The sequence below is a fragment of the Geodermatophilus sp. URMC 62 genome (assembly GCF_052931475.1).
On sequence record NZ_JBRFHY010000001.1, the window covers coordinates 5,528,457 to 5,548,357 of the forward strand.

At 76.5% G+C, this 19,901-nt stretch carries 23 protein-coding genes and 1 pseudogene; 6 read left to right on the forward strand and 18 right to left on the reverse strand.

Features of this window, described 5'->3' with window-relative positions; genetic code table 11:
* Nucleotides 1-69: 69 nt before the first annotated feature.
* On the forward strand, nucleotides 70-1,422 hold the full coding sequence (locus ACU616_RS26495) for a M24 family metallopeptidase (protein WP_446761379.1): 1,353 nt from the start codon (nucleotides 70-72) through the stop codon (nucleotides 1,420-1,422).
* On the opposite strand, the gene ACU616_RS26500 is transcribed toward ACU616_RS26495, so the two are convergent.
* From ACU616_RS26500 to ACU616_RS26525, 6 genes are read right to left on the reverse strand one after another with little or no spacing between them, the layout of a single operon-like run.
* Nucleotides 1,397-2,389 (reverse strand): SDR family oxidoreductase, encoded by a 993-nt coding sequence (locus ACU616_RS26500; RefSeq protein WP_446761380.1) that lies wholly within the window; start codon nucleotides 2,387-2,389, stop codon nucleotides 1,397-1,399. The two genes, ACU616_RS26495 and ACU616_RS26500, sit on opposite strands and share 26 nt — an antisense overlap.
* 47 nt (nucleotides 2,390-2,436) lie before the next feature.
* Entirely contained in the window at nucleotides 2,437-2,862 is a 426-nt protein-coding gene (locus tag ACU616_RS26505; RefSeq protein ID WP_446761381.1) for a ChaB family protein, read from the reverse strand.
* A 46-nt stretch (nucleotides 2,863-2,908) separates the two neighbouring features.
* Nucleotides 2,909-3,298: an acyl-CoA thioesterase gene (locus ACU616_RS26510; RefSeq protein WP_446761533.1), complete on the reverse strand. Its 390-nt coding sequence runs from the start codon at nucleotides 3,296-3,298 to the stop codon at nucleotides 2,909-2,911.
* Nucleotides 3,295-3,525 (reverse strand): hypothetical protein, encoded by a 231-nt coding sequence (locus ACU616_RS26515; RefSeq protein ID WP_204690680.1) that lies wholly within the window; start codon nucleotides 3,523-3,525, stop codon nucleotides 3,295-3,297. The genes ACU616_RS26510 and ACU616_RS26515 overlap by 4 nt, the downstream gene beginning before the upstream one ends.
* Nucleotides 3,526-3,534: 9 nt before the next feature.
* Nucleotides 3,535-3,792, reverse strand: coding sequence for a DUF2795 domain-containing protein (locus ACU616_RS26520; protein WP_446761382.1), 258 nt, complete (start codon nucleotides 3,790-3,792; stop codon nucleotides 3,535-3,537).
* A gap of 28 nt (nucleotides 3,793-3,820) precedes the next feature.
* The gene (locus ACU616_RS26525) at nucleotides 3,821-4,954 is read right to left on the reverse strand and encodes a baeRF2 domain-containing protein (protein WP_446761383.1); all 1,134 of its coding nucleotides are present in this window, start codon (nucleotides 4,952-4,954) and stop codon (nucleotides 3,821-3,823) included.
* Between the two features lie 138 nt (nucleotides 4,955-5,092).
* Here ACU616_RS26525 and ACU616_RS26530 point away from each other — a divergent pair, with 138 nt between their 5' ends.
* Nucleotides 5,093-5,437: a hypothetical protein gene (locus ACU616_RS26530; protein ID WP_446761384.1), complete on the forward strand. Its 345-nt coding sequence runs from the start codon at nucleotides 5,093-5,095 to the stop codon at nucleotides 5,435-5,437.
* A 97-nt stretch (nucleotides 5,438-5,534) separates the two neighbouring features.
* Here the strand turns inward: ACU616_RS26530 and ACU616_RS26535 are convergent, their stop codons facing one another.
* The 9 genes from ACU616_RS26535 to ACU616_RS26575 all read right to left on the reverse strand — a co-directional run bounded on the left by ACU616_RS26535 (nucleotide 5,535) and on the right by ACU616_RS26575 (nucleotide 13,339).
* Nucleotides 5,535-6,434: a type II secretion system F family protein gene (locus tag ACU616_RS26535; protein WP_446761385.1), complete on the reverse strand. Its 900-nt coding sequence runs from the start codon at nucleotides 6,432-6,434 to the stop codon at nucleotides 5,535-5,537.
* Nucleotides 6,434-7,375, reverse strand: a complete 942-nt coding sequence (locus ACU616_RS26540; protein WP_446761386.1) for a type II secretion system F family protein — start codon at nucleotides 7,373-7,375, stop codon at nucleotides 6,434-6,436. The genes ACU616_RS26535 and ACU616_RS26540 overlap by 1 nt, the downstream gene beginning before the upstream one ends.
* On the reverse strand, nucleotides 7,372-8,859 hold the full coding sequence (locus tag ACU616_RS26545) for a CpaF family protein (protein ID WP_446761387.1): 1,488 nt from the start codon (nucleotides 8,857-8,859) through the stop codon (nucleotides 7,372-7,374). Before ACU616_RS26545 ends, ACU616_RS26540 begins: the two co-directional genes overlap by 4 nt.
* Before the next feature lie 28 nt (nucleotides 8,860-8,887).
* Nucleotides 8,888-10,078 carry an AAA family ATPase gene (locus tag ACU616_RS26550; protein ID WP_446761388.1) on the reverse strand — a complete coding sequence of 397 codons (1,191 nt, stop codon included), beginning with the start codon at nucleotides 10,076-10,078 and terminating at the stop codon, nucleotides 8,888-8,890.
* Complete coding sequence (cpaB, locus tag ACU616_RS26555; RefSeq protein WP_446761389.1) at nucleotides 10,075-10,812, reverse strand: Flp pilus assembly protein CpaB; 738 nt, start codon at nucleotides 10,810-10,812, stop codon at nucleotides 10,075-10,077. The genes ACU616_RS26550 and cpaB overlap by 4 nt, the downstream gene beginning before the upstream one ends.
* Nucleotides 10,813-10,819: 7 nt before the next feature.
* A complete protein-coding gene (locus ACU616_RS26560; protein ID WP_446761390.1) occupies nucleotides 10,820-11,791 on the reverse strand; it encodes a pilus assembly protein TadG-related protein in 972 nt (323 codons plus the stop codon).
* The gene (locus ACU616_RS26565; protein ID WP_446761391.1) at nucleotides 11,779-12,168 is read right to left on the reverse strand and encodes a TadE/TadG family type IV pilus assembly protein; all 390 of its coding nucleotides are present in this window, start codon (nucleotides 12,166-12,168) and stop codon (nucleotides 11,779-11,781) included. The genes ACU616_RS26560 and ACU616_RS26565 overlap by 13 nt, the downstream gene beginning before the upstream one ends.
* Before the next feature lie 94 nt (nucleotides 12,169-12,262).
* Nucleotides 12,263-12,472 carry a Flp family type IVb pilin gene (locus ACU616_RS26570; RefSeq protein ID WP_446761392.1) on the reverse strand — a complete coding sequence of 70 codons (210 nt, stop codon included), beginning with the start codon at nucleotides 12,470-12,472 and terminating at the stop codon, nucleotides 12,263-12,265.
* 183 nt (nucleotides 12,473-12,655) lie between these two features.
* Nucleotides 12,656-13,339, reverse strand: coding sequence for a prepilin peptidase (locus ACU616_RS26575; RefSeq protein WP_446761393.1), 684 nt, complete (start codon nucleotides 13,337-13,339; stop codon nucleotides 12,656-12,658).
* A 264-nt stretch (nucleotides 13,340-13,603) separates the two neighbouring features.
* Here ACU616_RS26575 and ACU616_RS26580 point away from each other — a divergent pair, with 264 nt between their 5' ends.
* Nucleotides 13,604-14,455: an alpha/beta fold hydrolase gene (locus ACU616_RS26580; RefSeq protein WP_446761394.1), complete on the forward strand. Its 852-nt coding sequence runs from the start codon at nucleotides 13,604-13,606 to the stop codon at nucleotides 14,453-14,455.
* A gap of 19 nt (nucleotides 14,456-14,474) precedes the next feature.
* Nucleotides 14,475-14,801, forward strand: coding sequence for a hypothetical protein (locus tag ACU616_RS26585; protein WP_446761543.1), 327 nt, complete (start codon nucleotides 14,475-14,477; stop codon nucleotides 14,799-14,801).
* A 137-nt stretch (nucleotides 14,802-14,938) separates the two neighbouring features.
* Here the strand turns inward: ACU616_RS26585 and ACU616_RS26590 are convergent.
* The 3 genes and pseudogenes from ACU616_RS26590 to ACU616_RS26600 form a co-directional block, all read right to left on the reverse strand.
* Nucleotides 14,939-15,742: pseudogene (locus tag ACU616_RS26590) on the reverse strand (alpha/beta fold hydrolase); the annotation flags it as partial.
* Nucleotides 15,742-16,500 (reverse strand): hypothetical protein, encoded by a 759-nt coding sequence (locus ACU616_RS26595; protein WP_446761395.1) that lies wholly within the window; start codon nucleotides 16,498-16,500, stop codon nucleotides 15,742-15,744. The gene ACU616_RS26595 and the pseudogene ACU616_RS26590, both read right to left, overlap by 1 nt.
* Nucleotides 16,501-16,704: 204 nt before the next feature.
* Entirely contained in the window at nucleotides 16,705-17,298 is a 594-nt protein-coding gene (locus tag ACU616_RS26600; protein ID WP_446761396.1) for a hypothetical protein, read from the reverse strand.
* Nucleotides 17,299-17,457: 159 nt separating this feature from the next.
* On the opposite strand from ACU616_RS26600, the gene ACU616_RS26605 reads away from it, so the two are divergent.
* Together ACU616_RS26605 and ACU616_RS26610 are read left to right on the forward strand one after the other, a co-directional pair.
* The gene (locus ACU616_RS26605) at nucleotides 17,458-18,066 is read left to right on the forward strand and encodes a GPP34 family phosphoprotein (protein ID WP_446761397.1); all 609 of its coding nucleotides are present in this window, start codon (nucleotides 17,458-17,460) and stop codon (nucleotides 18,064-18,066) included.
* Between the two features lie 156 nt (nucleotides 18,067-18,222).
* The gene (locus ACU616_RS26610) at nucleotides 18,223-19,815 is read left to right on the forward strand and encodes a Na+/H+ antiporter (protein ID WP_446761398.1); all 1,593 of its coding nucleotides are present in this window, start codon (nucleotides 18,223-18,225) and stop codon (nucleotides 19,813-19,815) included.
* Nucleotides 19,816-19,901 lie beyond the last annotated feature (86 nt).

Below are 19,901 nucleotides of genomic sequence, written 5' to 3' on the forward strand. Positions count from 1 at the left end.
CGCCCCGCGCTGACCAGCCCGCCGTCGTCTCACCCGGTGGGAAGAGCGGTTCTCTGCTTCCCTGTCCCCATGACGCTGGTCGTCCCCGACCCGACGCGGACGGTGCCGCTGCCGCTGCGGCAGCAGGCCGACGTGCGGGACCGGTGGCTGACGCAGCGCCTGCTGGACCTCCTCCCGGGCCTGATGGACCGCGCCGGCATCGACCTGTGGGTGGTCGTCGGGCGGGAGAACAACGAGGACCCGGTGCTCGCGACGCTGCTGCCGGCGTCGTGGCTGTCGGCCCGGCGCCGGGTCGTCCTCGTGCTGCACCGCAGCGACGACGGGGTCACCCCCGTCGCCGTCTCGCGCTACCCGGTGGGCCAGTTCCTCCCCGGCTGGACGCCGGAGGACGCCGGCGACGGCAGCGACGGCGGCGACGAGCGGGGCCAGTGGGCGGCGGTGCGGCGGATCGTCGAGCAGGCCGCCCCGCGGCGGATCGGCATCGACGTCTCGGCGCGGTGCGCGCTGGCCGACGGGCTCTCGGTGACCGAGCACGGGTTGCTCACCGAGGCCCTCGGCCCCCACGCGCAGCGACTGGTACCCGCCGAGGACCTCGTCGTCGGCTGGCTGGAGACGCGGCTGCCCGAGGAGGTGGCCGCCCTCGACGCGCTCAACGCGCTGACCGACCGGGTCCTCGCCGCGGTGCTCTCCCCCGCCGGGCTGACCGCCGGCACCACGACCGGGGCCGACCTGGCCTGGGAGGTGCACCAGCGGCTGGCCGACCTCGGCACCCCGCCGTGGTTCCACCCCGGTGTGACCGTGCAGCGGGCCGGGGTCCCGCTGCGGGCCCACGGCGACGGGGGCGTCGAGCTGCCCGCCGTGTCGCACCAGGCGGCGCTGGCCCCCGGCGACCTGGTCACCTGCGACGCCGGGCTGACCAGCCTCGGCCTGGCCACCGACCTGCAGCGCACCGCCTACCTGCTCCGGCCGGGCGAGACCGCTCCCCCGCCGGGCCTGCAGCGCGCCTGGGCCGCCGGCACCCGGGTGCAGGCGCTGACCGCCGCGGCCCTGCGCGTCGGCCGCACCGGCAACGAGGTGCTCGCCGCCGCCCGCGCCGCCGCGGCCGCCGAGGGGCTGCAGGCGGAGGTCTACTCCCACCCCGTCGGCGTGCACGGGCACGGGGCCGGGCCGGCGATCGGCCGGTGGGACGACCAGCGCGGCGTCCCCGGCGACGGCGACCGCGTGCTGCACCCCGACACCGTCTACGCCTTGGAGCTCGCCGTCCGCGCGCCGGTGCCCGAGTGGGGCGGGCAGTGCGTGCGGCTCGCCCTGGAGGAGGCCGTCGCGCTGACCGACGCGGGCGCGACCTACCTGGGCAGCCCGCAGACAGAGCTGCTGGTCGTCCCCGGCGCACAGGTCAGGTCGACGACGGACGCCTCCTGATCGCGCGCAGCAGCAGCTCGCCCGGCCGCACCACGGCGCCGGCGACCCGGGTGACCGGACTGGTGGTCAGCACGTGGTCGGCGTACGCACCGCGCACCCGGCCCGGCCCCGGCGTCGGGGTGTCCAGGATGTCGGTGCCGTCGTCCGGCCGGTCGGTGGTCTGCAGCTGCCGCGCGGTCATCGACAGGACGGCGTCGGTGAGGGCCGGGCTGAACTTCTGCCCGGCGATGATGCCCAGCGCCGCGTCGCCGACCGGGATCTCCCGGCGCGGCTGCACCGAGGCCCGCACGACGGCCTCGGCGACCAGCTCGGGGGCGTAGACCGGCGGCGGGCCGCTGGGCATCGCCCCCAGCTTGGTGCGCGCGTGCTCGAAGAACGGCGTGGCGATGGTGGCGGGCAGGATCTGGCTCACCTCGACCGGCGACCTGGCCTCGGCCAGCTCCGCGCGCAGCGCGTCGTAGAACGCGCGCAGGGCGAACTTGCTGGCCGAGTACGGCGCGTGCAGCGGCAACGAGCGGTAGCCCTCGACCGAGCCGATCCCGATCAGCACCCCGCCGCCGGCCCGCTCCAGCGCCGGGACGGCGGCCTGCGCGGCGGCGATGTGGCCGATGTAGTTGACCTCCGTCACCCGGCGGAACTCCTCCAGGCTGATCTGCTGGACCGAGCCCCAGATGCCGACGCCGGGCACGGTGACCCAGGTGTCGATCCGGCCGAAGCGCACCTCGGCCGCCTCCACCAGCGCCCGGACCGCGGCCTCGTCGGTGATGTCGGTCGGGACGGCGACCGCCTCCGCACCCCTCCGCGTCAGCTCCTCGACCAGCGTGCCGAGGGCCTCCTCACCACGGGAGGCGACCACGATCCGGGTGCAGCCCTGCCGGGCGAACTCGAGCGCCGCCGCGCGCCCGATGCCGCTGGAGGCACCGAGGACGACGACCACCTGGTCGCGGACGGGACGCGGGGAAGCCATGCCGTTCGTCTACCCCCGGCGCGCCGGACGGGAACGCCGGGTGCTCACTACTGCTCGCGGGCCCGGCGCGTCTCGCGGTCGTTGGCCTTCTGGATGGCGTCGACCAGCTCGTCCTTGGTCATCGACGAGCGGCCGTGCACGTCCAGCCGCCTGGCAACGTCCACCAGGTGCTCCTTGGTGGCGTTGGCGTCGACGCCGCCCTTGGTCTCCAGGTCCGTGTCGGCGCCGCCCTCGGCCTGCGGGTCGCTCGGCCCCGGACGCTCCTTCGGCTCCCAGTGGTCGCCGACCTTCTCGTGGGTGTGCTTGACCGCGGCCCACGCCACCCGGTTGGCCCGCTGCTCGTCGCCGTCGTAGGTCTCGACGGCCGAGTCGTGCGTCTTGGCCCAGGTGCGCTGCGCCTTGTCGTCGGAGCGCTGCAGCGTGCTGGGGATCTCGTCGGCCTTCGCGTCCCCGCTCCTCGTCGTCTTCGGCATGACGGGGACCTACCCAGCGGGCCCGCCGGTCAACGGCCGGTCCCGGTCACTCCACCAGCCACTGCGACCAGTGCGCCCGCTGCTGCTCGGTCAGCGGGCTGGCGGCGTCGGCGGCGTAGTCGAAGCTGACCAGCACCATGTCCGCGCGCAGCGCCACCTCGCCGTCCTGGGTGAGCTCCTGGCGCATGCCGATCGAGCTGCGGCCCAGCCGGGTGATCCGGGTGCTCACCATCAGGTGCTCGGACACCCGGTAGTGGACCTGCCGCAGGTAGTCGACCTCCAGGCGGGCGAGGATGATCCCCGCGCCCGACGAGGGGTCGACCAGCGCCAGCCGCGCGTCCTCGAGCAGCCCCAGCACGCGGGCGTGGTTGACGTGGCCGTAGGCGTCGCTGTCGCCCCAGCGCAGCTGGACGGGGTGCTCGTGGACCGCGCTCAGGGCAGGTCCGCCGTCTCCGCCGACTGCCGATGGGCGCCCTGCGCGTCGTCCGGGTCGGGGTGCACGGTCCGCTCCTCGGACTCGGCGAGGATGATCTCGGCGGCGACCTCCTCCATGCCCGAGCCCTTCATGCCGGACTCCTCCGGGAGCAGGTCGGCGCGGGTCTCGATGTTGTGCTCGGTGACGTTGGCCAGCGCCTCGGGGCTGGGCTCCTTGTTCGTGGTCACCGGGGCTCCTCAGAAGCGGTGCTGCTCGGTGCCCAGGCCGAGGGCCCGGGCGACGTCCTGGACGTTCTCGAACTGCTGTCCGGCGGGCAGCCGGCGCAGGTCGCCGAGCACGCGGTCGGTCGCGTCGGACTCCTGGGCCTTGGCCACGAGGGTGTCGCGGTCGGCCGGCCACACCTCCTTGCCGAGGACCTCGGCGATGGCGGCACGGCGGTCGACGTCGGCGGGGCTGGTGCCGGCCGGGGTGCCTTCCTGGCGCGGATCGGTCACGGGGTCGCCTCCTGGGCGGTCGGGACGGTCACTGGGGGGTCGCCGTCGAGTCGTCGGTGTAGCGCAGGATCGCCGCGACCGGGATGTCCCCCGGCATGGCCGCGCGGGGCACGACGACGACGCCGGCCGTGCTGGCCACGGCGGCGGCCACCAGCGCGGCCTCCGCCGGCACGGAGCGGACCTCCTGGACGCCGAGGGCGTCCATGTCGCCCTGGTCGACGCCCAGCTCCAGCGGCGAGGCGCCCACGAGCAGCTTCTCGTCGTCCGGCGGGTCGGCGAGCAGCAGCGTCTCCACCTGCGCCTTGCGCAGTGCCTCCACGACCGGCGCGGTGCCGGTCACGGCGAGACCGTGGGCGCCGGCCGAGCTGATCTTCTCGACGGCCTCGGCCTCGTCGCGCGCCTCGTGCTCGGCGACGAGCTCGGCGGCCCGGCGCTCCACCGGCTCGCGGTCGGCGCCGGCGGCGCGACCGCCCTCGTCCATCGACACGATCAGGTCCGACCACAGGCCGCTGGCCCGGTCGGTGAGGATCTGCCGGGCCCGCATGTCGCCGGCCAGCAGCACGAACCGCGGGTGCACCCGCCGCACGATCGAGGTGATGTGCTCGGCGACGTCGTCGGCGTTGTGCACCCACTTGTTCTCGGCGTTGTGCTGGTAGCGGTGGTGCGCCCAGCCGCCGCCCTGGAACTTGCGGATCTGGAAGGTGTCGCCCTTCACCGTCTCCTCCGCCTCGGCCTGCCCCGGGAGGGTGGCGAGGGTGAGGTCGGCGCCGGTGCGGTCGGTGAGGACCACCACGTGCGGCACGCGGCCGGGCAGCGCGCGCAGCACCGGCAGCAGGTCCGGCGTGGGCGACCACTCGGCCACCTCCTGCCGAGGGACGTCGGCCAGCTGCTGGTCGAGCACGACGCTGCCGTCGGCGGCGACGACGACCGCCCGGCCCCGGACGGTGCCGGCCTCCCCGCCGTCGTTGCCCTCGAGCAGCCGGCCGCGGACCGCCTCCACGACCTCCTCCGGGGCGCCCTGCTCCGTCAGCTTCTCGCCGATCGCGCGCACGCGGAGGTCGAGCTCGGTGTCGGCGTTCTCGGTCACGTGGGTGACGTCGGCGCAGACGGTGGCGTAGGGGCCGGCGGCGTCGAAGACCGGCGCCAGGAACGACACGTCCATGGGGTGGGGACCACTTCCTCGGTGTGCTGTCGGAGCGGGACGGCGCCCGCGACGGGGCGCGCTCTCGCTGGCCGCCTACCCACCGGCCCGACCGCCACACACCGTGTCGGATGCGGAGGGCGGGGGTAGGCGGGTCGCATGACCGAGCACGACCAGCTGCCGCTGCCCGACTACGACCACCTGCCGGTGGAGGGACTGATCTCGCGCATCCGCACGCTGGACGCCACCGGCCTGCAGACCCTGCTCGACTACGAGAAGGCCCACGCCGACCGGCTGCAGGTCGTGCTGGCCATGCAGAACCGGCTGGAGTCGCTGCACCAGGGCGCCCAGCCCTCCGGCGGCGACCCCGCCGCCGCGGCCGCCGACGACCCGGTGCCCGCGTCGACCGGCTCCAAGGTGTCCGAGGCGACCACCGGCCCGGCGATGAACCCGCCGTCGCAGGGCGACCCGACCAACCCGGCCCAGCCCCGCTCGACCGGCTGAGGTCCCTCCCCCACCCGCGAGATCTGCACACCGGCCGCCGTGGGAGCCCTGATGACGACCAGTGTGCAGATCTCGCGGGGGAGGTCAGCCGCCGTTCTCAGCCGCCGCCGAAGGTGGCCGCGATGTCCATCGCGGCGGGGCCGAGCAGCACGATGAACAGGGTGGGGAGGATGCAGAGGATCAGCGGGAAGATCACCTTCACCGGGATCTGCATCGCCTTCTCCTCCGCCCGCTGCCGCCGCTTCAGCCGCATCTCGGCCGCCTGGGTGCGCAGCACGTCGGCGATGGAGACGCCGTAGACGTCGGCCTGCACGACGGCTCGGATGAAGCGGCGCAGGTCGGGGACGCCGGTGCGCTCGGCCAGCGCCAGGTAGGCCTCGCGCCGGGGCTGCCCGACGGCGATGTCCTGCAGGGTGCGCACCAGTTCCTCGGCCAGCGGCCCCTTCCCGGTGCGGCCGGCCCGGGCGAGCGCCGACTCGAAGCCCAGCCCCGCCTCCACGGCGATGGTCATCTGGTCGAGGGTGTCGGCCAGCTCCAGGCCGATGGCCTGCCTGCGCTCCTGGCCGCGGCTGCTCAGCAGCAGCTCGGGCAGGACGTAGGCGGTCGCGGTCACCAGGACCACCACGGCCACCAGCAGCGGGGTGGGCCGGCTGCTGAGGACCAGCGTCCCCACCCCGGTGGCGACGGCGACGAGCGCGAGCTTGGCGGTCAGCACCCGCTCCACCGGCCAGCGGGCGGGCCGGCCCGCGGCGCCCAGCAGCCGGTCGATGCGGGCGGCGGTGCCGCGCGGGGTGAGGACCCGGACCAGCCGGGTGGCGCTCCTGCGGGCCGCGGGGGCCGCGGCGCCGGCCGGCGCGCGGTCCAGGCCGAGGAGCAGGTTCTGGCGGGCCTGCGCGGCGCCCGCCCCGGGACGGGCGAGCAGTGCCCAGCCCAGGGCGGGCACGGCGAGCGCCATGGCCGCGGCGGCGGCGAGCACGGGGGTGGGGAGGGTGTCCATCAGAACCGGATGCTCACGGTCTTCTTCAGCCACAGCGCACCGGCGACCAGCAGCAGCCCGCAGACGCCGAGCATCAGCACGCCGGTGGGTGTGGAGGTGAACGGCGCCAGGTAGCCGGGGTTGGTCAGCGCGATGAAGCCGCCGACCCCGAACGGCAGCACCATCAGGACGAGCGCCGAGAGCTTCCCCTCGGCCGACAGCGCCGCGACCTGGCGGCGGATGGCGTTGCGCTCGCGGATCGTCCGGCTCACCACGTCGAGCACCTCGGCGAGGTTGCCGCCCACCTCGCGGTGGATGGCGATCGCCTGGGCGACCCAGGTGAAGTCGTCGCTGCCCGTGCGGGCCCCGACCTCGTCGAGGGCGTCGGAGAGGTCGCGGCCCACCCGGGTCTCGTTGACGATCCGGGCGAACTCCTCCGACGTCGGCGCCTCCGCCTCCTGCGCGACCGAGTCGATGGCGCGCAGGAGGCTGTGCCCGGCGCGCAGGCTGCTGGCCATCAGCTGCAGCGAGTCGTCGAGTTGGTCGGCGAAGGCCGCGCGGCGCCGCCCGGTCCGCCAGGAGAGCAGAACCCGGGCGCCGAGGGGGGCGGCCGGCGCCATCAGCAGCCCCAGGACCGGGCCGCCGGCGAGGCCGCCGAGCAGCCCCAGGCCGAGGGCGGCCAGCGCGGTGCGCAGCACGAGGTCGGGCAGGCTCACCGACCACCCCGCCCGCTCCAGGGCCGCGGTGCCGGCCGCCAGCCGGCCGCGCCGCGCCAGCACCCGCTCGACGGCGGCGCCGGCGGCGGCCCCGACCCCGGCCAGCGCCGACCCGGGCGGGGCGGCCGCGGGGTCCAGCCGGCGCAGCGGCACCGGCCGCGGGCCGGCCGGCACGACGGCGAGGGCGAGCAGCAGCAGCGCGCCGGTGACGGCGACCAGACCGACGACGAGCAGCGCGGGGCTCACCCGGCCCACCCCCGCTGCCGCGCCGGCTGGGGCACCCCGAAGACCCGGGGGTCGACGGCGATGCCCAGCTCGGCGAAGCGGTCGGTGAACCGGGGCCGCACTCCGGTCGACACCGGCCGGCCCAGGAAGCGGCCGGAGGCGTCGACCCCGGCGGAGTAGTCGAAGAGGAAGGCGTCCTGCAGGGTGACCGTCTCCCCCTCCATGCCCTGCACCTCGGTGACGTGGGTGACCCGCCGCGTGCCGTCGCGCAGCCGGGTGAGCTGCACGACCAGGTCGACGGCCGAGGCGATCTGCTCGCGGATGGCGCGCAGCGGCAGGTCCATGCCGGCCATGAGGACGAGGGTCTCCAGGCGGGCGACGGCGTCGCGCGGGGAGTTGGCGTGCACCGTCGACAGCGACCCGTCGTGGCCGGTGTTCATCGCCTGCAGCATGTCCAGGCTCTCGCCGCCGCGGCACTCCCCGACCACGATCCGGTCGGGGCGCATCCGCAGCGAGTTGCGCACCAGGTCGCGGATGGTGATCGCGCCCCGGCCCTCGATGTTGGGCGGGCGGGACTCCAGCCGGACGACGTGGTCCTGCTGCAGCTGCAGCTCGACGGCGTCCTCGATCGTGACGATCCGCTCGCCCTCGGGGATGAAGGAGGACAGCACGTTGAGCAGCGTGGTCTTCCCGGTGCCGGTGCCGCCGGAGACGATGACGTTGAGCCGGGCCTCGACGCAGGCCCGCAGCAGCTCGGCCATCTCCGGGGTGAGCGTGCCGAAGCCGATCAGGTCCTCGACGGTGAACGGGTCCTTGGCGAACTTGCGGATGGTCAGCGTCGACCCGCTGAAGGCCAGCGGCGGGATGACCGCGTTGACGCGGGAGCCGTCGGCCAGCCGGGCGTCGACCAGCGGGGAGGACTCGTCGATGCGCCGTCCCACCCGCGAGACGATCCGGTCGATGACCCGCCGCAGGTGCTCCTCGGAGGCGAACCGCGCGCCGCTGCGCAGCAGCTTCCCGCCCTGCTCGACGTAGATCATCTCCGGGCCGTTGACCATGATCTCGGTGACCGTGGCGTCGTCGAGGAGGCGCTGCAGCGGCCCGTAGCCGAGGACGTCGTCGGCGAGCTCGGCGGTGAGCCGCTGCCGCTCGTCGGGGCTGAGCGGGATGCGCTCCTCCTCGACCACGGTGTCGAGCTCGCCGAGCACGATGGTCCGCAGCTGCTCCTCGCCAAGGCCGGGGTCGTTGATCCGGCTGCCCATGCGCTCGAAGAGCGCCTTGCCGACCCGGTCCTTGAGCCGGGTCAGCGCGTCGCCCGCGGCCGGGACCGGCGCCCCGCCCGCCGGGGCGGCGGGACGGGGTGCGGGCACCGCCGGCCGCGGGAGCGCGGCGGCCGGGCGGGGACCCGGGGCGGGCACCTCGGGGACGGGCTCGGCAGCGCCCGGGGCGACGGCACCGGGAACGGGCCGGCCGCGGGCGGCCTCGAGGCGGGCGGTGAGGTTCACGACGCCGCCCGGTGCGCGCAGGCGGAGCTCACGACGCCGCCCGGTGCTTGGCGCGGTAGCGGCCGGGGCGCACGATCGGGGTCGCGGCGAAGCGGGACACCAGCCGGCGCAGCTCCTTGACGACCGGCTCGCGCCCGCCGCTCTGCAGCAGCGGCACGCCCTGGTTGGTCGAGGCGGGCACCGCCGAGGAGCGGGGCAGGACGACGTCGACCCCCGTGCCGATGGTGGTCTCGACGTCGCGCACCGACAGCCCGCCCTTGGGGTCGGCGAGGTTCATGACCACGTGCCGGCCGGCCGGGATCATGCACAGCTCGCGGAGCACGTCGAGCTCCTTGCGCAGCCCGCGCACCCCGGGCACGTCCATGCTGCTGAGCATCACGACGTCGGTGGCCCGGTCGAGGGCGGCCAGCGTCTGCTCCGACAGCCCCGGCGCGGTGTCGACGACGACGTAGCGGAACTCCCGCGCCAGCGACGCGAGCAGCCCGCTGACGTCGGTGGCGGTCACCGCGTCCCCGGCGGCCGGGGACTCCGCCCCGCAGACGGTGTACAGGCCCGAGGGGTGCTGGGTGAGGAAGGTCTTGAGCACCATCGTGTCCTGGCTGGCCGGGCCGTGGACGGCGTCGGGCAGCGTGTACTCCGGCGTCAGGCCGAGGGCCGAGGCGACGTCGCCGAACTGGACGTCGAGGTCGACGAGGACCGTCGACTGCGGCGCGGCCGCGGTCAGCCCGATCGCCAGGTTGGTCGACACGGTGGTCTTGCCGACGCCGCCCTTGGGGGAGGCCACGGTGATGACCCGGCCGGTGTAGCGGGCGGTCTCCTCCACCGGGCGCAGGACGCGGCGGCGCCCGGTGGCGGCGGCACCGGCGCGGTCGATCGCGGCGCGGAGGTCGTCGACCGGGGCGTCCGGCGTCAGCAGGTCGCGGATGCCCGAGCGCATGGCGGCCTGCCAGAGCTCCGGCGTCGGCTCGGCCACCAGCACGACGCTGATGCCCGGGCACTGCACGTCCAGGCGCGCGGCCAGCGTCAGCGCCTCGTCCGGTGCGGCGTCCGGGCCCACGACGAGGACGTCGGGGAGCTCCCCGTCCCAGAGCTGCTCGAACAGGCGCGCGGGGTCGCCGGGCAGGCGGCCGGGCGGCAGCACGTGCACGTCGCCGTCGGCGGCGGCGAGGACGCGGCCGCACAGCTCCTGGTCGGCGGCGGCCAGGACGATGCGGCTCATGAGGGGTCCTTCGCGTAGAGGGTGTCGGGGGTGACGACCTCGGTGCCGGAGGGATCGACGTCCGCCGGTTCGAGGGAGAGCCAGACGGTGCCGTGCTCCATGCCGAAGACGACGGTCTCGGCCTGCGCGGGCGGCAGCCCGAGGGTGACCAGCAGGCTCGCCGTGGGCGCGCCGCCGCCGGAGGCGGCGGCCTCGGCCCCCTCGCCGTCGGCCGCGGGGGCCGGCGCGCCCTGCACCTGGGTGACCAGGACCCGGTCGAGGACCAGGTGCGTGGCGGCGGGCTCGGCGAGGGAGACGTGCACGCCGACGGTGTCCCCTGCGGCGAGCCGGCCGCCGACGGCGCGCTGCGGCTCGAGCAGGATGCTGACCTCCGCCGCCCCCGCGGGCGGGGGGACGGTGCCGGGCGCGGTGAGCTCCTCGGGGGCGACGAACCGGCCGGCCAGCAGCTGCTCCCCCGGCTGCAGGTCGACGTCGGCCACCCGCCCGGCCAACTGAGCCAGGTCCTCCACGCGGCCCTCGACGGCGGCCCTGGCCGGCAGCAGCTCGGTGCGCACGAGGCCGTCGAGCTGGTCGGCAGGCGTCCCGGCGGCGATGGGCCGGTCGACGACGAGGACCGGCACGGTCTGCACGCCCTCGAGGGCGCGGGCGTCGGCGCCGCGGACGTAGGCGACCAGCACGACGGTGCCGACGAGGGCGAGCAGCAGGGCCGCGACGGCGGCGAGGAGTCGTCTCACGGGGCACCTATCGGAGAAGTCGGAGGACGGCCGCGCCCAGGTCGGGGGCGCCCGGGTCGAGGGTGAAGTCGTCGGAGAGCTCGACGAAGCGGGTGAAGTAGCCGCTGATGCAGCGGTCGTTGCCGCCGCAGGGGCGCGGCGTGGTGCCGAACTGGCCGCCGAGGGAGTAGCCGGTGATCCGGAACGCGGCGTAGCCGTACACCCGGTACCAGGCGTTGCTGCCGGTCTCGCCGAACTGGTCGAAGATCGGCAGCAGCACGGTGGAGCCGAGGAAGCGGGTGAAGTCCGCCGGCGAGCAGTCCGCCGGCGGGGTGTTGCCCGTGGAGGACGTCGAGCGGCCGGCGACCGCGCTGGTGGCCCGGCACTGCCCCGGGTCGGTCACCAGGTAGCCGAAGCCGCCCGGGACGACGTTGTGCGACGGCCCGGTGCAGTCGGTGGTGCCGGAGGTCTTCGTCAGCCGGATGGTGCGGACGGTGGTGCCCGAGGGCAGGCCCCCGCCGGTCTGCTGGGAGAACTCGCACCAGGAGAAGGTCAGCGGCAGCACCGCCGTCCCCCCGCCCGGGGCGCCCCAGGCGACCGTCGCCGTCGCCGAGACCGTCGTCGCGTCGACGCCGAGCACCGGGGCGAACCAGTGCTCGGTCGGCTGCCGGCCGGTGACGGTCACGCTGGTCGGCCGGCTGGAGAGCACCGGCGGCGCGGCCGTCGCCGTGCCGGCGTTGGCCGCCACCAGCGCGGTGGCGGTCGCCTGCGGGTTCCCGCAGGCACCGCGGGCGCAGTCCTGGGCCACGGCCAGCGCGGCGGCGTCGGCGGCCACCTGCAGCCGCGACCGCTCCGCGTAGACGGCGCCGACGTCGACCGCCACCGCCGCGAAGCCGAGCACCGGCACCAGGAGCAGGGACAGCAGCACCGCGGTCGCGCCGCGCTCACCGTGCAGCCGGTCGCGCAGGCGGGCGACCGGCCGCCGGGTCAGCCGCCGCACCGCATGACCCCCGTCCCGGTCAGGTCGACCGAGGCGCCGAAGAACCCGGTGAGGTAGGGCATGTCGTAGTCGATGCGCAGCCGCACCAGCGTGGAGCCGGTGCCCTGCGGGCAGCTGGCCGGCGTGATGACGATCTGGGCGTCGGTGATCGCCGGGTCCAGCGAGGAGGCCGCCGAGCGGACGGCGGCGCGGGCGGCGGCCGGGTCGTTCTGCAGCGCCATGAGCCGCACGCCCTCCCGGGCCGCGGCCGACAGCGTGCCCTGCACCTGGAAGCCGCGGCCGAACTCGGCGATGCCGAGCACCAGCAGGATGAGGACGGGGACGACGAGCGCGAACTCGACGGCGCTGGCCCCACGCTCTCCGCGCAGTCGCGGCATCCTCGTCCCTCCTCCCGGGTGTGCTGCGGCGCAGCGGCCCCGCCGGGACGGGGCCGCTGCGCCGGGCGGCTGGTGCCTGTGTCGAGCGGAGCGGTCAGGCGTGGCCACCGGGCAGCGCGGTGACGATCTGCTGGAACAGGTCGCGCAGGTCCTGGCCGAGGAAGGCGACCAGGCCGACGATCACGGCGGCGATGAGACCGACCATGAGGCCGTACTCGACGGCGGTGGCGCCCTCCTCCTCCCGCCGGAGACGGTCCGCGGCGAGGGCGACGAGGCTGACGAGGGCGGCGAACGGGTTCTGCACGGGGACTCCCTGAGGTGGCACCGGCCGGCACGGGTCGGCTGACCCGGCCTCGCGGCTGTGCTGGTCCTGTCGCCACGACGGTTCAGCGCCTTGAGGGGTGTCCAGCCGATCGGAGGACGGCCACCACCCGGTCGATCGGCGGCCCGACGCCGCCCGTCACGCGCGGTGACCGGAACCGGGGGGTCAGGAGAGGGCGGCGGGCCACCCCGCGGCGAGCGCCGTCCCCAGCAGCAGGGCCGGCCCGAAGGGCAGCGCGCTGCGCAGGCCGACCCGGCGCACCGCCAGCAGCACCAGCGCCGCCACCGCCTGGACGACGAACGCGGCGAGCACCCCGAACACGAGGGCCGGCCAGCCCAGCCAGCCGAGGTGCAGCCCGAGCAGGAGCCCCAGCTTGACGTCGCCCATGCCGAGCTGCCCGGGCGCGAGCAGCGCCAGCCCGAGGAGGACGGAGAAGAGGACGACCGCGCCGGCGCCGGCCCGCAGCAGGTCCGGCCAGGCGCCGAGGGCCGCGGCGGCGACCGCGAGCAGCGCGGCCGCCCCGGCGGTGGCGGGCAGCAGCACCCGGTCGGGCAGCAGCTGCTCGCGGAGGTCGATCACGGCGAGCAGGACGCCGGCGGCTGCGGACCACAGCCACGCCGGCAGCTCGGCGGTGGCCCCGAAGCGGAGGGCGGCGAGCAGGAACAGGGCCGCCGTCACCACCGCCAGCAGGCCGCGCGGCGCCGCCCGCCCGCCGCCGAGGACCCCGCCGCCGAGGACCCCGCCGACGGTCGCCGGCCGGGGCCACGGGAAGCGGGCCGCGGCCCGGTCGGCGAGCGTGCCCGCGCCCGCACCGAGCAGCGCCGCGCCGGCCAGCAGGAGGCCGGTCACGAGGTGGCGCGGGAGCTGCGGGCGGGCACGGTCGAGACGGTGGCACAGTCCTCCCGTGGCTCCCGTCCGCCGGCGGGGGCTGCGGCGGCCGCGTCGTCCCGGGCGTCACGGACGGCGCAGCCGCCCCACGGAGCGGCGGGGCCCGGACCGGGTTCCCGTCGGCCGTGCGGAGGTGGGAAGTCGATTGCCCGCGCGGGGCCGGCGGTGCCAGGTTGACCGCGACCTCGACGACCAGCAGGAGGACCGGTGGACACCCTCGACCCCGTGACCGCACGCCCGACCGCGCGCGCGGTCCGGCTGCCCGGCGGCCGGGACCTCGCCTGGTCGGAGTGGGGCCCACCGGAGGGCCGGCCGGTGCTGTTCTGCCCGGGCGCCGGGATGAGCGGGGTCTTGGGCTTCGGCGTCGACGTCCTGCCCGAGCTGGGGCTGCGGCTGCTCGCGCTGGACCGACCGGGGCTGGGCCGCTCCACGCACGACCCGGCGAAGACCTCCGCGACCTGGGCCGCCGACGTCGGGCACGTCGTCCGGGCGGAGGGGCTGCGCCACGTGCTGGGTGTCGGCTTCTCCCAGGGCGCGCCGTTCGCCGTCGCGCTGGCCGGCGCCGGGCTGCTCGACGCGGTGGCGCTCGTGGCCGGTCAGGACGACCTGCGCGCCCAGCGGCACCTGCTCGTGCCCGAGGTGGCCGGGATGCTCGACGCGGTCGACGGCGACCCCGACGGCTTCGAGCGGGAGGTCGCCCGCAGCGCGGACGCCGACTGGCTGTGGCAGGTCATCGTGACCACCGCCGCGCCGCGGGACCGTGCCCTGTACGAGGAGACGCCGCTCGGCGCCGCCGTCCGCACCGCTCTCGACGACGGCTTCGGCCAGGGCGCGGCGGGCTACGCCCGGGACCTGCGGACCGCGCTCGGGCCCTGGTGGGTGCGCCCGGAGGACGTCCCCATCCCGGTGCACCTCTGGTACGGCGCCGAGGACACCAGCACCGTCCACTCCCCCGACCGCGGTCGCGCGCTGGCACGGCGCTTCCCCGTCGTGCGGCACACCGTGCTCGACGGCGAGGGCGGGGCGCTGCTCTGGACACGGGCGCGGGACGTGCTGGCGGCACTGGCCGGGGTGTGACCACCGCTACGCTCCGGCCGTGCACGTGGTGCGGGGTCTGCGGCAGGCGCTGGTCCTCCTCGTCGGGTCGACGGTCGTGGCGGTCGCCGCGGCCGGGGTCTGGTCGGCCGTCGCCGACGGGGGGTTCCAGCAAAAGCTGTCGCTGTCGCTGTTCGTCGTCGCCGGGCTGCACGCGCTGCTGGGCGGGAACATGCTGGCACGGGCCGAGTCCTCCGACGTCCGGGCGTTCCTCGGGATGGGACCCGAGGCCGACCAGCCCGACCTGACGCCCGCGCTGGGTCCGGTCGGCGTCTTCCTGTTCGTGTCCGTGCCGCTGGCCGTCGCGGGGCTCGTGCTCGCCGGCTGAGAACAGTCGTCCCCGTCACGCAGTCCAGCGCCGTCGTGGTGGAGGTCGCCGTCGACCACGGGCGGCTGTGACCCGCCGGCCGTGTCACGGGCCGGTGGTCGACGTCTCCGGAGGAAGGCGTCGACCGCGGCGCGGAAGGCGGCGGGCCGCTCCACCCACGGGAAGTGGCCGCAGTCCTCGACCACCACACTCCGGCCGTGGGGGAACAGGCCGGCAACCGCGAGCACCGGGGCCAGGCCGGTGACGGTGTGCTGTGCGCCCCGCGACGACCAGCGTGGGTGCGTGGACGGCGCGCAGCCGATCGAGGAGGTCGGCGGGTGCCCCGCCCGCGAGGAAGGCCCGGACCGTCGCGAGGGAGTAGCGCATCGCACGGGCGTGGGCCTGCGTCGTCGCGTCTCAGCGCGCGTACCCGAGGGCTGCGGTGGCGAGGCGACAGGCGACGAACGCCCGTCGCTACCGAGGTCCGCGCCGTCCTCGGCCGCCGCCGTCGCCGCCGTCGCCGTCTGGAACGCCGAGTCGCCGGAGCGGGCGGCCGCGATGCGCGCCGCGTCGGAGGGCACGTCGACGAGGTGGTCGGCCGGCGAGTTGAGGAACACGAGGGCGGCCACGCGGTGCGGGAACCGCGCGGCGTGCGCCACGGCCCGGCGGGTGCCGGCCGAGTGGGCGACCACCGTGCACCGGTCGAGCCCGAGGCCGGCGCGCAGGGCGTCGACGTCGTCGGCCTGCTGCCACCGCGAGGTCAGCGAGGCGTCGGCCGAGCGGCCGACGCCCCGCAGCTGCGGCAGGACCAGGCGGTGCCGCGCGCCCAGTCCGGCCAGGTCGCCGACGTAGGACAGGTGGGCGGCCGCGCCGCCGGCCAGCATCACCAGAGGTGCCGCCGAGTCCGCGCCCAGGACGTCGTGGTGCAGCGCGGCGCCGTCGGCGCCGCGGTGCGTCGGCATCAGCGCCGTCCGGCCGCTGTGACGCCGTAGCCGACGTGCACCAGGCCGTCGTCCACGGCGGCCAGCCGTCCGCCGGCCGCGGCCATGGCCTCGGCGGCGCGGGCCAGCCGCTCGTAGGCGGCCGCCGCGTCGGGCAGGGTCGCGGCCCGGTCCGCGGCGTGCCGGAAGGTCAGGCCCTCGACCGTGCGGACGAGCGCGCCGTCCTCGACGGCGTGGACGTACAGCGCGCTGCCGTCGGCGACGAGGTCCGCGCCCGGCCCGACCCGCGCCGGCGCGACGCCCCACCGCCGGGGCCCCAGGTCGGCCGCGGAGACCTGCGGGGCCAGCTCGGCCAGCAGGCCCGGCCGTACCGGCGGCCCGCCCACCTGGGCCGGCGCTCCCCCGGCCCAGGCGAGCACGGGTGTGCGCGCGGCGGCGCGGAGGTCCAGGACGTCGTCGCCGGTGACGGGCGGCTCGTCGACGAGGCGCACCCGCCAGTGCAGTCGAGGTGGGGCGCCGGCCGGCGCGGACGGGACGTCGGGAGCGGAGGCCCGCTGCCGCCGGGACGGGCGGGTGGCGAGCAGGTGCCCCTTGCGCATCGGCTCGGCCAGCGACCAGCCGGCCGCGGCCGCCGCCCGGAGCTCCGCGGTCAGGGTGCGCAGCGCGGCGACGACGTCGTCCAGCGTGCGGACGCCGTCGAGCTGCCAGCGGTGCTCGGTCTCGTGGCGGGAGCCCGGCCAGGGTGACGGCGGGCGGTGCGGTGGGGTCGGGGTGGTCATACGGGTCCTCGCGCGAGCGGTGCCGCCTCCGGCGGGGTGCCGGCAGCGGGCTGCCGGGCCGGCGCCGGGAGGAGGCCGACTCGCGTGTCCGGGGCCGGCGGGTGTGCCCGGGCGGGGTCCGGCGCCGACCGCGAGATCATGGCACGCCCCGCGGCGCACGCGCTCGCGGGGACGTTCCCGCGGGAACGCCCCGACGTGCGCGGGTCAGGACGGGACGAGACCGCTGTCGGGGGTCGCGCGGGCGAGGCCGAGTGAGTCCATCGCCTGCTCGTAGCACTCGTGGAGCAGGACCAGCCGGTCCACCAGCCGGTCGACCCACGCCGGGGACGTGGTGACCGCCGTCGGCTCGAGCATGAGCGACCAGAACAGCCGGTCGAGGTCGCGACCGGACTCGTACCAGCGCCACTCCCGCGGCGGGACGTCCACGCCGAGGGCCGCGGTGAACAGGTGCGCAGCCGTCTGCCGCAGGTCACCGACGGCTGTGGCGTAGGCGGGCAGCGCCCGCAGGTCCCAGCGCGTCCCCGGGCGCCTGGACCGGCGTCGCGCCACGAGCGGCTCGGGCACCGCGAGGCCGATGGCGCGGCCGAGGAGGGGCACCAGGCGCTGCCGGTCGGCCGCGGACAGCCGGTCGTTGGCGTGCCGCAGGACCGCGGCCAGCTCGCCGTCCACGCAGGCGGGCGAGTCGCTGAACGGCTCACCGGCCAGCAGGGCCGTGTACTCGAGGAAGCAGGCTCCGCGCGCCGGGCTGCGGTGCCTGCCCCGGCCGAGCACCGGCATCCCCTCGGGCACCTGGGACATGGTCGACCGCCTCCCCCGAGACGCACCGGGGACACCGTCGTCCCCACCGGTGCACGAGCGTAGGCGCGCGGGGCCCGACCTTCGCGTCGATCACGCCTGCCGTTACCGACGCGTCCCGGGGACTGCCGTCCCGCGGGCTCCCCCGGCAGCATCGGCGGGGTGGACGACGACTGGGCGGACTCGGTGTCGATGCGGCTGGTCTGTCTGGGGCTCGACCGCGGCCGGCTGACCGACGACCTGGTGACCGCCCTGGCGGTGCGCGGGGCGCTGCTGGTCGACCTCGGGCTGCGGGGACGGGTCGCCGACACCGACGACGCGGTCGAGGTCGACGACGCGCCCACCGGGTTCCCGCCCGCCGACCGGCTGTTCGCCGGCTGGGCGCCGTCGCTCACCGACGTGCTGCGCCACGGTCGGGTGGACCAGGAGGACCTGGCCGCCGAGCACCTGCGCCGCGGCTCGTGGGTGCTCCGCCGGCGCTGGCCCGGACGGCGCTACGACGACCGCCGGGCCGAGCGGACGGCGGCCGACGAGCGGGCCCTCGGGTCGCCGGGTGGCGGGTGGACGCCCGCCGACGCCGCCCTGACCGCCATCGCGGGCACCCTCGGCCTGCTCCCTCCGCCGCGCGAGCTGCCGACCGAGGAGCTGCTCGCGCGGACCGGGCCGGTGCGGTGGCTGGTCGAGCTGGTGGTCGAGGAGGTCGACCGCGCGCTCGTGCGCGGGCGGTTCCTGCGCGGCGCGGTCACCTTCACCGACGGCACCCCGGGCTGAGGCCCCGTCCGGACCCCTGACCGCACGCCCCTCCGGCGCGGGCACGTCTCCGCGGAGGGCGGTACCGGGCGGCGGCCGGCCGGGCGAGGATGGGACGGCCCCGCCGACCAGGACGCCGTCCGGGGCACCCTCCCGTCCCCGTCCGCAGGAGGCTCCGTGCACGACCTGCTCGGTCTCGAACTCGTCGTCGTCCTGGGCGCGGCGGTGCTGCTGTGCGGCGCAGGCGCCCGTCGGCTGCGCGTGCCCCCGCCGGTGCTGCTGCTCCTGTGCGGCGTGCTGCTCGGGTTCGCCCCGGCGCTGCGCCAGGTGCACCTGCCGCCCGAGGCGATGCTGCTGCTGTTCCTCCCGGCGCTGCTGTTCTGGGAGAGCCTGACGACGTCGCTGCGCGAGATCCGCAGCAACCTGCGCGTCATCGTCCTGCTCAGCACCCTCCTGGTCATCGCCACGGCGGCCGCGGTGGCGGCGGCCGCGCACGCCCTCGGCATGCCGTGGGGGCCGGCGTGGGTGCTGGGCGCGGCGCTGGCGCCGACCGACGCGACGGCGGTCGGCGTGCTGGCCCGCGCGCTGCCGCGCCGGACCGTCACCACGCTGCGCGCGGAGAGCCTGGTCAACGACGGCACCGCGCTGGTCGTCTACGGCCTGGCTGTCGGCGTCACCGTGGGCGAGGACCGCTTCAGCACGCCGTACGTCGCCTGGCTGTTCCTGCTCTCCTACGGCGGCGGGGCCGCGGTGGGCGTGGTGACGGCGCTGGTCGCGGTGCAGGTCCGGCGCCACCTCGAGGACCCGCTGCTGGAGAGCGTGGCCATCCTGCTGATCCCGTTCACCGCGTACCTGCTCGCGGAGCTGATCGGCGCGTCGGGCGTGCTCGCCGTCGTCGTCTGCGGGCTGATCATGAGCCAGGCCGGCCCGCGGCTCGCCCGCGCCGGGACGCGCCAGCAGACGACGGCGTTCTGGTCGATGGCGACCTACCTGCTCAACGGTGCCCTGTTCGTGCTGGTGGGCCTGGAGGTGCAGTCGGCCGCCCGCGGGCTGACCAGCGTCGACCTCGCCGGCGCGCTGGTCGCCGTCGCCGTCGTCTCGGCGGTCGTCATCGGTACGCGCTTCGCCTGGCTGTTCACCACGCCGTACGTGATCCGCGTGCTCGACCGGCGCCCGCAGCAGCGGCTGCGCCGCGTCGGCGCCCGCGGGCGGGTGGTGAGCGGGGTGGCCGGCTTCCGGGGCGCGGTGTCGCTGGCGGCGGCCCTCGCGGTGCCCGAGACGCTGGCCGACGGCTCGCCGTTCCCCGACCGCGACCTGATCGTCTTCACCGTCACCGGCGTCATCGTGGTCACCCTGGGCCAGGCCCTCGTGCTGCCCGGCGTGGTGCGGTGGGCCCGGCTGCCGCGCGACACGTCGGTCGACGAGGAGCGGCACCTCGCCGAGACGCTGGCCACCGAGGAGGCCCTCGCCGCGATCCCGCGGCTGGCGGCCGACCTCGGCACGGATCCGGACGTCGTCGACCGGACGCTGGCCGAGTACGAGGAGCACCTGCGCGTCGTGCAGGCCGACGGGGACGGCGCCGAGGACGAGCCCGCCGTCCGGCACGAGCAGCACTACACGGCGCTGCGCCTGGCCGTCCTCGCCCACAAGCGCGCCACGATCCTGCGGCTGCGCGACGAGCGGCGCATCGACGACGTGGTGCTCCGCCAGGTGCAGGCCCGCCTCGACCTCGAGGAGGTGCGCCTGTCCCGGACCCAGGTCATCGAGTGACCGTCGCGACGGAGGAGGGAGGGGAGGAACACACCTCCTCCCACTCCAACGTATAGCGCAGGGGGGATCTTGCGGCAAGACCCGGG